At 69.3% G+C, this 11,563-nt stretch carries 15 protein-coding genes and 3 pseudogenes; 11 read left to right on the top strand and 7 right to left on the bottom strand.

The window, feature by feature from the left end; translation table 11 throughout:
- Positions 1-31: 31 nt before the first annotated feature.
- The gene (locus tag FCI23_RS51070; RefSeq protein WP_136730789.1) at positions 32-265 is read left to right on the top strand and encodes a hypothetical protein; all 234 of its coding nucleotides are present in this window, start codon (positions 32-34) and stop codon (positions 263-265) included.
- On the top strand, positions 244-1,017 hold the full coding sequence (gene ku / locus FCI23_RS51065) for a non-homologous end joining protein Ku (protein WP_169317394.1): 774 nt from the start codon (positions 244-246) through the stop codon (positions 1,015-1,017). The genes FCI23_RS51070 and ku overlap by 22 nt, the downstream gene beginning before the upstream one ends.
- 129 nt (positions 1,018-1,146) lie before the next feature.
- Here the strand turns inward: ku and FCI23_RS51060 are convergent.
- Positions 1,147-1,278, bottom strand: a pseudogene (locus tag FCI23_RS51060) (SpoIIE family protein phosphatase); the annotation flags it as partial.
- 271 nt (positions 1,279-1,549) lie between these two features.
- On the opposite strand from FCI23_RS51060, the gene FCI23_RS51055 reads away from it, so the two are divergent.
- Positions 1,550-2,380, top strand: coding sequence for an IS5 family transposase (locus FCI23_RS51055; RefSeq protein ID WP_169317393.1), 831 nt, complete (start codon positions 1,550-1,552; stop codon positions 2,378-2,380).
- Here FCI23_RS51055 and FCI23_RS51050 read toward each other — a convergent pair.
- Positions 2,298-2,951 (bottom strand): hypothetical protein, encoded by a 654-nt coding sequence (locus tag FCI23_RS51050; protein ID WP_136730787.1) that lies wholly within the window; start codon positions 2,949-2,951, stop codon positions 2,298-2,300. The genes FCI23_RS51055 and FCI23_RS51050 overlap by 83 nt on opposite strands.
- Before the next feature lie 162 nt (positions 2,952-3,113).
- Positions 3,114-3,316: pseudogene (locus FCI23_RS51045) on the bottom strand (hypothetical protein); the annotation flags it as partial.
- Between the two features lie 344 nt (positions 3,317-3,660).
- On the opposite strand from FCI23_RS51045, the gene FCI23_RS51040 reads away from it, so the two are divergent.
- The gene (locus tag FCI23_RS51040) at positions 3,661-5,241 is read left to right on the top strand and encodes an ISL3 family transposase (protein WP_136730786.1); all 1,581 of its coding nucleotides are present in this window, start codon (positions 3,661-3,663) and stop codon (positions 5,239-5,241) included.
- Between the two features lie 55 nt (positions 5,242-5,296).
- Positions 5,297-5,779: an MgtC/SapB family protein gene (locus FCI23_RS51035; RefSeq protein WP_169317392.1), complete on the top strand. Its 483-nt coding sequence runs from the start codon at positions 5,297-5,299 to the stop codon at positions 5,777-5,779.
- A 186-nt stretch (positions 5,780-5,965) separates the two neighbouring features.
- Here FCI23_RS51035 and FCI23_RS51030 read toward each other — a convergent pair whose 3' ends face one another.
- Complete coding sequence (locus tag FCI23_RS51030; RefSeq protein WP_136730784.1) at positions 5,966-6,436, bottom strand: DivIVA domain-containing protein; 471 nt, start codon at positions 6,434-6,436, stop codon at positions 5,966-5,968.
- 258 nt (positions 6,437-6,694) lie between these two features.
- Here FCI23_RS51030 and FCI23_RS51025 point away from each other — a divergent pair, with 258 nt between their 5' ends.
- Positions 6,695-7,096: an SH3 domain-containing protein gene (locus FCI23_RS51025; RefSeq protein ID WP_136730783.1), complete on the top strand. Its 402-nt coding sequence runs from the start codon at positions 6,695-6,697 to the stop codon at positions 7,094-7,096.
- Between the two features lie 180 nt (positions 7,097-7,276).
- A pseudogene (locus FCI23_RS51020) lies at positions 7,277-7,700 on the top strand (GNAT family N-acetyltransferase); the annotation flags it as partial.
- Positions 7,701-7,726: 26 nt separating this feature from the next.
- Here FCI23_RS51020 and FCI23_RS57720 read toward each other — a convergent pair.
- A complete protein-coding gene (locus FCI23_RS57720; RefSeq protein WP_169317391.1) occupies positions 7,727-7,897 on the bottom strand; it encodes a hypothetical protein in 171 nt (56 codons plus the stop codon).
- 420 nt (positions 7,898-8,317) lie between these two features.
- Positions 8,318-8,629 (bottom strand): hypothetical protein, encoded by a 312-nt coding sequence (locus FCI23_RS51015; RefSeq protein WP_136730782.1) that lies wholly within the window; start codon positions 8,627-8,629, stop codon positions 8,318-8,320.
- Positions 8,630-8,936: 307 nt separating this feature from the next.
- Here FCI23_RS51015 and FCI23_RS62825 point away from each other — a divergent pair, with 307 nt between their 5' ends.
- Entirely contained in the window at positions 8,937-9,293 is a 357-nt protein-coding gene (locus FCI23_RS62825; protein WP_136730781.1) for a hypothetical protein, read from the top strand.
- Between the two features lie 654 nt (positions 9,294-9,947).
- Here FCI23_RS62825 and FCI23_RS51005 read toward each other — a convergent pair.
- Positions 9,948-10,154 carry a hypothetical protein gene (locus FCI23_RS51005; protein WP_136730780.1) on the bottom strand — a complete coding sequence of 69 codons (207 nt, stop codon included), beginning with the start codon at positions 10,152-10,154 and terminating at the stop codon, positions 9,948-9,950.
- Positions 10,155-10,514: 360 nt separating this feature from the next.
- Between FCI23_RS51005 and FCI23_RS51000 the strand changes: the two genes are divergently transcribed.
- From FCI23_RS51000 to FCI23_RS64425, 3 genes are all read left to right on the top strand, one after another.
- Entirely contained in the window at positions 10,515-10,748 is a 234-nt protein-coding gene (locus FCI23_RS51000) for an Lrp/AsnC family transcriptional regulator (protein ID WP_136730779.1), read from the top strand.
- 257 nt (positions 10,749-11,005) lie between these two features.
- A complete protein-coding gene (locus tag FCI23_RS50995; protein WP_136730778.1) occupies positions 11,006-11,320 on the top strand; it encodes a DUF3040 domain-containing protein in 315 nt (104 codons plus the stop codon).
- 13 nt (positions 11,321-11,333) lie between these two features.
- Positions 11,334-11,563 (top strand): hypothetical protein (locus FCI23_RS64425; protein WP_211265841.1); only part of this gene is annotated, 230 nt, incomplete at its 3' end.

Here is an 11,563-nt window from a genome sequence, read left to right as displayed (position 1 = left end):
AACGGTAAGACGTTAGCGGCACCATGGATGTATGAGCGGGAGTGAGAGTCCACGCGTCCCGATCGTGGTGGCGGGCGTCCAGCACGGCGAGCCGCCGTTCCGCATCGTGCTGGTCAACGGGGAGCCGGTCGGCCAGGCGTTCTCGATCGTGGACGTGATCGAGTTCTCTCTTCGCTCCGGGCTGGAACACGTAGACCTCGACGACCCGTCGGTCATCAGGTGGGTGGGGGGCGACAAGTTCACGTGGACGCGGCAGTCAACATGAGGGCCGTCTGGTCGGGCTTCATCTCGTTCGGCCTGGTCACGATCCCTGTGCGCCTGTACGCGGCGACGGAGGAGGCCCGCACCCCGCTGGACGAGGTCCACACCTGCGGGTCCCGCATCCGGCACCACCGGATGTGCGAGGCCGAGGGCCGGGAAGTGCCGCAGGAGGAGATCGCCCACGCCGGGGAGGCCCCGGACGGCCAGGTGGTGGTGCTCCGGGATGCGGATCTGGAGGCCCTGCCGGTGCCGACGAAACGCGTCATCGACATGCTCGGCCTCGTGCCAGTGGATGGCCTGGACCCGATCACGCTCTCCCGCGCCTACTACGCGGGCGCGTCCGCACCGGCCGGGCAGCGGCCGTATGCCCTGTTCGTCGCCATACTGGACCGCTGCGGACAGGCGGCAGTGGCCAAGGTGACGATTTGGTCCCGGGAGCGGATCGCCGTCCTGTGGCCGCGGCACGGGGCGCTCGTTGTCCAGACCCTCCTATGGCCCGAGGAACTACGGGAGCCTGAGGGCCTGGCGTCGAGCTCGCCGGTGACGGGCCAGGAACTCGAACTCGCCTCACTGTTCATCAACCAACTGGCCGGCGTCGACACCGGCGAGCTGCGCGAGGAGTACCCGGCGGCACTGGAGCGGCTCCTCATGGCCAAGGTGTCAGGCCGAGAGCTGGCCGCCGCCCCGGAGCCCGAGCCAGCCGTCGACCTCGTGGCGGCGCTGGAGCGGAGCATCCGGGAGCCGCGGGAGAGGTGACGGCGGGGCTCAGCGTCGCCATTCCCGCCGGAATCGATCGCCTGCTTCAGGAGTTCCCCAAGGGCAGCAAGCTGCGGCTCATGATCTGACCGAGCAGCGACGTCGCCCGGAGGAGCTTTCCCAACGAGATGCACGCTCCAGACGGGCGCTGACCGATGCGAGGTCGGGTTCGTCGTGGGCGGCCGTCCGGAAGGCACCCAGCACGACAGCGGCGGTCTCCACCGCGTCCAGGCCCTTGCCCTGGACGTCGCCGACAATCAGAGCGTGGTGGTGAAGCGATTGGTGTTCGGGTATCTCGGTGTGGGTGATGCCTCGCACGCAGGTGCTGGTGGCGGGGTAGGCATGAAAGAGCGGGTCCCTCGGTAGAGACGTGGTTGTCGAGACCCGGCTCGTTCAAGGAGACCCGCTGCGCACTCAGTTGACCACTTCCGATGCCGCGTGGTCCATTCCGGCCCCTCTTCCGTGTGACTGCTACGTGCACCTGTACGGGGCGATCGCTGCGGGGCGGCGTGCTGAGCGCTATCCCACCGACATGACCGACGCGGAGTGGACCCAGATCCGCGCGTCGATGCCGGTCCCGGCCTGGCTGGAGGGCCGCGGTGGGCGCCCGGAGGCGTTCTGCCACCGGGAAATGGTCGACGCGGTCCGCTACGTCGTCGACAACGGGGCGAAGTGGCGCGCTATCCCCGTCGATTTTCCCTGGTGGCGGGCGGTATACGACTTCTTCCGACGGTGGTGCCGGCACGGATACGTGCGCGAGCTGTACCAACGGCTGCGGCGCATCGAGCGACAGCAGCAGGGACGGCCCGCCGAGCCGAGTGCCGGGATCATCGACGCGCAGTCAGTGGACGGCGCGGACACCGTCACCGGCGACAGCCGCGGCTACGACGGCGCGAAATCGCGCGACGGCAGGAAGCGCCACATTCTGACCGACACGCTGGGCCTGCTGCTCGAGGTCACCGTCACCGCGGCCAACGTGCACGACTCGGTGGCCGCCCCGGACCTGCTGGAGCGGTTCATGGCCGCGCCAGGCCGGCTGCTGAAGCTGGTCTGGGCCGACAGCGCCTACCAGGGGCCGGCCCTGGCGCAGGCGTTCGCCCGGCACGGGGTGAAGGTCGAGGTCGTGCGGCGAAGCGACGGGCAGAGGGGGTTCGTGGTGCTCGCGCGCCGTTGGATTGTGGAGCGCACCTTGGGGTGGCTGTCACGGGCCCGCAGGCTCAACCGCGACCACGAGCGCCGCCCCGATCACCACGAGCAGATGGTGTGGTGGGCCGGCCTGCTCACGCTGACCCGGAGGATGGCGCGGCAGCGGCTGCACTGGCCGGAGCGGCGAGCCCACCGGCTGGACCCGCCACAGCCCTGAACACCCCGCCGCGCTCGCGCAGCAGCCAGCCCCGCGCCTCCAGCGCATACGCCCGATGCCGCACCTTCTCCACCTCGTTCATCCGTGTCGCGTCCCGGCCCAGCGCCCGCGTCAGCTCCTGCACGGTCACCGGCCCCGACGCTGCCGCGGCCACTGCGAAGACCTGCCGGTAGACCCCCGACAGCACCTCCTCGCCCAGACCGGCCCGCCAGGCCGGCGGCCGCGGATCACGGTCAGTACCCCCACCCGTCCCGGCGGGCACCGCCTTCCGCACGGTCACCGGCACCGCCGTCACCGTCCCGACCGGTCCCACTACGGATCCTGACGGCACGTCATCCTTCCTGCTCTGCGCGGATGCCGTTCCCGGTCCGTTCTCCGCCCGCCGGGTGGCGCCTTCGCCCTCCTCGGCCAGCGCGCGCAGCACCTCTTCACGGGCGATGCGCGCGTGGTCCACCCGCTGCCGGGCCGCGACAGCGTGCTCCTCGGCCTCCCGCACCGCCTCCAGCCAGGACTCGAGCTCTTCGCGCGCCCGCGCTTCACGGCACTCCAGCAAAGCGATCACCGACGGCACCAGACACCTCCCGGACAGACAGAACCAACCGTCCGCTGGCTGCCCCAACCCAGCCGCAACCACACCCGCCCAACCAGAAAACCGCAGCTCATCGAGCTACAGCACGGTTCACCACCACGCTCTCAGCCGTGCCCCACCGGGGGAGGTGACGACCTCGTACTACAGGTCGCCGGCGATGCGGGCCTCGGCTGCGGCGGAGGTGTAGGAGACCGCTATCCGCAGATGCCTGCCCGGCGCGGTACCGGGCGCAGCAGTACCCGCTGGGCGGCGACGGCGATGGAGCGGACGTTGGCGAGTTCGGCCTCGCGCCGCTGCCGCAGAGCGGTGGCGACCAGGCCTGCGACGGCGACTCCGGCGACGCAAAGCGAAGTGCACAGCGAGGTCCCGGGTGTCTTGATCTCATGGCCCCGCGCTGTTCGCGATCGGCATGCGCTGGCATAGGGCATCCGCTTGGGCGCGCTCTTGCCTCGAACGCCACCCGACAGCCTTTCGCGGCGTGCCCGGCACAGGGTTCGCCCCCATCGGGGGCCTCCCGCGCCCTGCACGACGCACTGCTGCACGGCCCTCCCGAGGAGCGCCCCCCCACCGGTTTATGACCCCGCCGCGATTCAATGGAGCGTGACATACGACTTGGCTCTCGTCCACTTGTTGTGGAGCGGTGACTAGGCGTCACCAACTGCTGGGATGATGGTGTTCGTGTAACTGTGACGTGCTCTGGTCTGCCTTCTCTCACTTGGATTCGGTGATCGTGGAGGGGGTGGTCATAGCCGAGGGCTTGATGACCATCACCGCGCGGTCCGGGACGCGGCAGGCTCTCTGTCCGGGCTGTGGTTCCTTGTCCGATCGGATCCACGGGGGGTATCAGCGCCGTCTGGCTGATATGGCCGTGGCGGGTCGGCGTACCGTGGTTGACCTGCTGGTCCGGCGATTTCTCTGTCCGGCCGCCGTCTGTGTGCGGAAGACCTTCGTCGAACAGATCGCCGGGCTCACTGAGCGGTACGCCCGCCGGACCCGGCCGCTGCGTGGAAACCTGGAGACGATTGCCTTGGCTCTGTCGGGGCGGGCGGGGGCGCGGCTGACGGAGTCCTTATCGATCCCGATCGGGGCGAACACGCTGATCAGGCTGGTTCGCAAGCTGTCCGAGCAGCCCGTCTGTCCAACCCCGCGGGTCTTGGGTGTGGACGATTTCGCGTTGAAGCGCGGCCACGTCTACGCCACGATCTTGATCGATGTCGAGACCGGCCGCCGGGTGGACGTCCTGCCCGGCACTTTCGCCGCCTGGCTGCGCGAACATCCCGGCGTGGAGATCGTCTGCCGTGACCGGGCCAGCGCCTACGCGGAAGCCGTCCGCACTGCGGCACCGGACGCGGTGCAGGTCGCGGACCGTTTCCACCTGTGGAAGAACCTTTGCGAGGCAGTCGAGAAGTGCGTCGCCGCACACCGTGCCTGCCTGACGGAACCCACCGAGGATCTAGCCCTTGGCACACTGGCGGTCGATACCGAAACCGATGCGCCTCCCGAACCCATACCACCGGCGACAGAAGGGACCCGTGCAGCTCAGCGACGTGAACGTCACACTGCGGTACACGCGTTGTTCGACAAGGGCGTGGGGATCTATGCGATCGCCAAGGCCCTGGGACTCGACCCAAAGACAGTCGGGAAATACGCACACGCGGCCACCGTGGAGGATGTACCCACCAGCGACGGCCACCGGGACACCCCGATCCACCCCTACCTCGCTCACCTGCACCGACGCTGGAACGAAGGCTGCACCGACGCCGCCCGGCTGTGCGCGGAGATCCGCGAACTGGGCTTCCGGGGCAGCGCACGGACCGTACGCCGCCACCTGCAGCCCGTCCGCGCTACCGGGAAGCCGGCGCCCAAGGTCCCCGAGGCGCTGACCGTGCGCCAGGCCACCAGGCTAATCACCCGTCGCCCGACCTCACTCGACGAGGACGAGAAGGTCAAGCTCAACGGCTTGCTGACGCGGTGCCCCGAACTGGACGCCGTCGCCGAGTGCGTACGCACCTTCGCGGAGATGATGAACGACAAGCGCGGAGCCGAGCTCAACGACTGGCTGGCCCGGGCGGAGGCGACCCAGATGCCCTCACTCCGCAGCCTGGCCCGTGGTCTACGCCAAGACTTCGCCGCCGTGAAGGCCGGGCTGACCTTGGAATGGAGCTCCGGCAAGGTCGAGGGCAACGTCAACCGCATCAAGATGATCAAACGCACCGGGTACGGGCGAGCCGAGTTCGACCTCCTCCGACGCCGCATCCTCTACGCCGACTGACGTCCAATATGGCCCTGCGTTATTGCTCCACAACAAGTGGACGAGAGCCTACGACTTGCCCACCCTTGGCCATCTGCTGCTGGCGTTCGCACTCACCTACGCGCTCGGTTTCGAACGGAACCTGCGCGGATCCGCCGCCGGGGACCGGACCTTCTCCCTCATCGGGGTAGGGGCGGCCCTGGTGGCGATCCTGGCCCTGAACGGCGCCCCCAACGCACTGGCGGGAGTCATCACGGGCATTGGCTTCATCGGAGGCGCTCTGACGTTCCGCCAGACACTGGCCTCCGGAGAGATCGTACACGGTATTACCACTGCCGCGGCGATCTTCGCGGCAGCCGCCATCGGCGCTGCCGCAGGGCAAGGAAGGGTCGCACTGGCAACCCTTGGCCTTGCCCTGCTCGCCCTGGAAATCCGGCACCTACCGGCCCTGCGCCTGCTCGACGGCCGGCGGTGGGCTCATCGATTCCGGGAAGACGAGGCCCTGCACGCCCGGCCCGTCGACGGGGACGCGGGAAGTGGTACCGAAGACCATCCCTGATGGTGAGTTGATCAGGCGCTGCACGTCGTTTCCTGGCCGGAGAGAACGGGTCGCCACCGTCACCTGTGGGAGTAGGGTCGGGACTTGGTCGGGACTGGCACGGTGGCGGTCCGTTTCCAGCCCCCGCCGCTTCAAGTGCGCATGCAGTTCTCCCGCACACGGCTTTCCGATGCGTCGCGGCGCTGATCAGCGCAACTGCAATCCAGGCGCCAGGCCCGGGAGAATTCCCTTCCAGGGAATTCTCGGCCAGAGTGAAGAAATATCCCCCCGCAGGGAGTTACTATTCCTCATTCTCCCGCCGTGGACAGACCAGGAATACCACCGACCATGCGACGAAACGAAATGAATGAGTGAGATCGGCGGCCTGCACGAGTTCGCGGCAGAGTCGGCCTCCTTCACGATCCGCTCAGCCGTTTCGCGCTGCTCGCGCAGCTCCGCGCGCACGAGCGCGGACATGACGGAATCCACCCACCCCATGAAGCTGTCGACCTCGCCCAGGTCATAGCTCTCGCGCAGGCGCACCGTGGTGAACACCTGCCCCCGCACGTCCTCCGGCGTCAGCCACGGCTGCTCGCAGCCGGCCTTCCGGGGCACGTGCACGACACGGGCCTCGCCTCCGTCTCTGGCGTGCGAATCTCTGGGATCCTGGTGATCCACCGATCCCCCGCCCCCTTCCGTATTTGCGAACGATGCGTTCGCGGAGTTTCACCCCCCCGAACATTCCCGCACCCATCGGACGGAAAACCGGCGATTTATTCGCGGCCAAAATCAATACCATAAGACTGTGCGACGATCACACAGTCTGCGCGCCAGTGAAATTTCCCAGGAAACTGGAACTCTCTCGACGGTTTCATCGCCACTGAATTTAGGCAGAATTCGACTGCCTGAAGATTCTGGTAGTGGAGAGGGAGAATTATGAAGAGTCACGCTCTCAAGAAGGCCCTGGCCGCCGCGGTCATCTCGCTGGCGGTCCTGTCCGGTACGGCGGCCACTGCCGCCGCCCCTGCCCACAACGGCCACCGGCAGGCGCCTGCCGCGGCGCACTGCGGGCAGAATCTGCAGCGGCCGGCCCGACGGGCCAAGGCAACGGTCCGGGGCCACGTGGTGCACGGCATCGGGCGGCTCAACGTCCGCTCCGGGCCCGGCACGGGCTACCGGGTCATCGGTTCGCTGCGCCCGGGCAACCACCCGCGGCTGGCCTACAAGGTTCGCGGCACCACCGTGCGGGGCAACTCCACCTGGTACAAGCTCGCCGACCGCAAGGGCTACGTCTCCGCCCGCTACGTCAAGGACCTCGACACCGTCGCCTGGCGCTGATCCCGCACGGTCGCTGGGTCCGCTCTCCTCCCGAGGCTGACCCAGCGGCCGTACGCCGGCAGCCGGCACACCGGCACCGCACCGGACGGGCTCCTGGCTGATCACTTCTTCGGCCATGCCCAGGTGCCGCTGATCACCGCGGTCGTCGCGCGGCCCATCGCAGTTGCCCGACGAGGCAGCGAGTTGCCGGCCGGGATAAGGACCGGGCCTGTTCGACGGCCTGGAAGGGGGTCGTTGATTCATATGCGAATACCGTCTTCACGAAGAAGTGGACTTTCCACGACTTCGTCGACACCGCCGACGCGGCATGCGGGAGGGCCGCGTGGGAGAGGGAGCAGATGGTCGGCATCGCCCTCTGCTCCATCCGCCGCCACGCCGGACCGTGGGCGAGGTCGAAGAGCTGAGTGTCCGGGCGGACCGGAGACGTCTCGGACTCGGCCGGACCCTGTTACCGGACGGGCTGCGCAGCCTCCGCGAGCAGGGTGCAGCGACCGCCCAGCTGTACACGGGCACGGCGAATCCGCACCGGTCCTACAATCTCTACGAGAGCGCGGGATTCCGGCGACAGAACGAGTACGTCCGCTACCGCAAGCCGCTCGCTTGATCGACCGGACACGCTAGAAAACATTTTCACTGCCCAGGACGGCACGATGTTCGCTCACTCCAGCGCGTCGCTTCGGGGGCCGCCTGCAGAGCGCCCGCGTCGGTCACCGCCTCCAGCCCGGCCCGAACCTTCACCAAGAGGTCATCCGGTGACAGCACCTCCGCCTGCACCGTCTCGATCGGCGAGAGATTGCCCACTTTTCGTCACCATCGGACTACTGATAGTCGCAGGTGGTGAAGAGTTGACCACATCCCTTCCCGTAACCCGGCCAAGATCCATAGCATGGCTCAGGTCGGCCCCCGCACACCCCCCCGTTGCGGGGGCCGACCCCGGCCGGGTGGTCCTATCTCCGGCAGCCGCGCCGGTGCTGGAATAGGTCGTCGTAGGTGCCGATCAGGACACAGGGCGAGGGCGAGCAGCCCGATGGGTTCATCAGCAACGCCGCCCCGGACCGGGCGCACTTCGCGGACAAGGGCCCCGACATCCTCACACCGCCTACCACTGCCGGAGACCAGTGCGGGACCCGCACCGGTGCCGACCGCCCCGCATGGCAGTGCGCCGCCTCGCACCCGCCCGGCCAGCGGTCGCCGGCAGCCCCGGCTTTCCAGCCCCGGCGATTAGGCCGAACGGGTGACTGCCGCACCGCCCGGCGATGCGGCAGCGCGGGCGCTCATCCCCTGCAGGGCCAGATGAGCCTTGACCCGCCCGTAGGTGTCCCGGCCGGCGAAGAACGGGTGCTCGGCCACGGCGGCGGACAACTGCGACTGCCGGGCCCACAACATGTCGATCACCCGCTGCTCGTCACCACCCCGGCGGGAGAAGGCCTGCGGCCACCCCACGAGCTCGCCCCGCACCCCGTCCAACTCACGCTGCAGCCACAGGAGATCAGCCGGGAAGTCGAAGGCGTCGTCCGCATCGGTATCGTCCACATCCGGGATCGTAGGGTGCCCCGCCCTCAGGCCAGGCCAGTGACACCAGGGCCGACCGGGTGACACCATGCAGCCCCGGCCCGAAGCCGCCGCACCACCGCCTCAATCCCCAGGGACCGTACCCCCCGATGGCGCAGTCAGGTTCCGTACCGGGGCCCACAACCGCAAGCGGAGCGACCTCGTTCGGCGACACCGCACTGCGGTCCCCCTCCGGTGGCGCAGCCCGTCCGTAAGGAGTGGAGTGGCGGTGCGGCGTCCGCGAGGCAGAGTGGCGCGGCGAGGGCGGTGGGCACGGTGCGGAGGAACGATGGCGCGGCTCGTGGTCAAGAGCGAGGACCTCATCGTCCGCCTTTCGTGGTGGGAGAAGGCGGCGGCCCGGCGCCGCAACGTGCACGTGCCCCTGTCCGCGGTCCACCAGGTGGCCATCGAACCAGACTGGTGGCGGGCCCTGCACGGCATACCCGGCCGGGGCACCTTCATCCCCGGCGCGCTCTCCCTCGGCACCCGGCCGCACCCCCGCGGAAAGGACTTCGCGGCCGTCCGCGCCCGCCGGCCCGTCGTGTGCGTCGAGCTACGCCGCCCCTCGCCCTACTCCCGCCTGGCCGTCACCGACCCCGACCCCGAAGCCACCGCACGCGCCGTACGCACCGCCGCAGGAATCTGACCACCCAAGGAGGCGGTCCGCCAAGGACCCCCCCGGTCCGGCAGGCGGTGGGGTCCCGCGTATGGCCGCCTCCCGCCACCACCCGGACGCCTGACCGGCGTGCGAGTGCCGAATATTGCGTCCGTGCAGTTCAGAGGGTGTGTCGGCACGCGTCGATCAGGCCGCAAGGTCGACCTGGCCGTCTGGGTCCGCCGAGGGCTGGAGGGCCGCTCACCAGGGGCCCGGTACGCGATCGTCTCCCATGTATGCCGGGTCGTGGACGTGCTACCAGACCGGAACCCGCAAGACGTTGGCGGCCTGACTCACCGTTCGTCCGGGAGCCGAGCCGCGTCAATCTTTCGCGCAGGTCACCTCGACGTGCTGGTGACCAATGCGCCGGGCATCAGCACCACACCCACCGCGCGATGACCAGGGTCCAGACTTCACTCCAGGACGCGTAGACGGGCTGAGCGACGCACTGCGCGAGCGCGAACCCGTCGACGGCCGGGACGGCCCGAACGCTCAGCACCTGGCCCCGGAGGCGACCACGTCCGGCCCTGGGTTCCGGCCGATTGCCGGGGCCGGGGCTGCGCGGTCGCGGCACCCCCGCGCCGCCTCGTCATCGAGCAGGCGGCCGTGGACTTCCGCCCGATGCGGCCGAACCGGCACCGTGCCTCAGTCTTCGCCCGCCCCGCCGACGGTATCCGGCTCCGGGGCAGCACCGACCTGCACTCCGTGCATACGGGCCAGCCGCAGCAGGTTCTCCAGGTCACCGGTGTGCGTGACGACCGCGTACTCGTCGCCCTCCTCAGCTGCCCGGCGCAGCGCCTCGCGCACACCGCGCTCCCGCCGCCTGAGGCTGGCCTCGAACCCTTCCTCCACCTCATGCCTCCTGGTCACCACTGCCGAGTGGCCGTGCCCGTCGCCGCACCACAGGCATGGGAACCACATCATGTAGCGAATTGAAGTCTTCTGCATGAGAAAAGGGGCACATGGTCACTGCAGGCGCCGGGGCTGGTGCCTCGCGGCGGCGGCCGTCTGTACGGTCCGACGCTGGGGCCGCGCACGTGAGCGGCCCGCTCCGTCCGCCCGCGCGAAGCATCGGGTCCAGCCACGAAGACCATCCCGACGCGGCTGGTGACCCTCGCGTGCCGGAGCACACCCGGCCCCGGACGGCGAGGTCGCAGCAGCGTCACCTTGTCTCGTAGGGCAAGCGTGCAACCGGGCGCCGGGAGGTCCGTGATGACCGAGGCCTACATCCTGATCCAGACCGTAGCCGGCAAGGCACCCGCTGTGACCGAAGCGATCTCAGCAATCCCGGGGGTGGTGCGGGCCAAGTCCGTGACCGGACCGTATGACGTGATCGTGCGGGCCGAGGGTCCGACGGTGGACGACCTGGGCCGCCTGGTGGTAGCGCAGATCCAGCAGGTCGAAGGCATCTATCGCACCCTGACCTGTCCGGTGGTGGAGCTCTAACTCCCTGGCCCGAGACGAGGCGTCACGCGGGCGTCAGCCGTAAGGCGGCTCACTTCCGGCGCAGTGACCGCCGCAGGCCGGGCCGCTGGCCACACCTCGGTGCGTACGCAGCGGGCAGGGCACCCGAAGGGCCGCCCGTTCGGCGGCTGATTCCCCAGGTCGCCAACGTCTCCACAGGCCCTCGGCCGGGCCGTCGGCCCGGCCGAGGGCAGCGAGGCGCATGCGACGGCAGATATGGCTGACGTACGGTGTCAGCGATGGGCGGAGCCGGGCTCTCGGACCGCGAGCAGCGGCTCCTCTCGGAGATCGAAGCCGCGCTGAGGAAGGACGGGGCAGTGGACCGCAGCCTGCGCACCCTGCGCCTGAGCACCCGACGCCACCTCTGGGAGGAGATTCGCAGGCCACATGCTGTGCTCGTGGCCGCGTTGGCCGCGGCGTCGCTGTGCCTGCTCGTCGCCGGGTCGCTGACATCGGTGGCGGCGCTCATCTGGGTCTCCGCAGGCATGTGGCTGGCGACACTCCTGATGGGATTCGGCCTCCTGCGCAAGTGGACGGGCCGCCCACGCGAGTGAGACTCAGCGCACCGTGTGCAGCGGCACAGGTCAGGGCACCCCGTACAACACCTCCCCAACCGGGCTGGCGCGACGCCGCGAGCGGCGGGACCATCGTGAAAGCGGTGCCGAGCGTCTGCGTGACGAGGGACGTGGTGCGCTGCCCCGGCGCCAGCGGCGGGTTGTCGTCCACGCTCACCTGGCGAAGTCCGTCCCGGGCCGCGTCGAACACCCGGCTGTCGCCGACGTTGAACGCGAGCAGCG

The organism is Actinacidiphila oryziradicis, assembly GCF_005047355.1.
In the GTDB taxonomy this organism is placed as follows: domain Bacteria; phylum Actinomycetota; class Actinomycetes; order Streptomycetales; family Streptomycetaceae; genus Actinacidiphila; species Actinacidiphila oryziradicis.
This window is presented reverse-complemented; position numbering and strand designations above follow the sequence as displayed.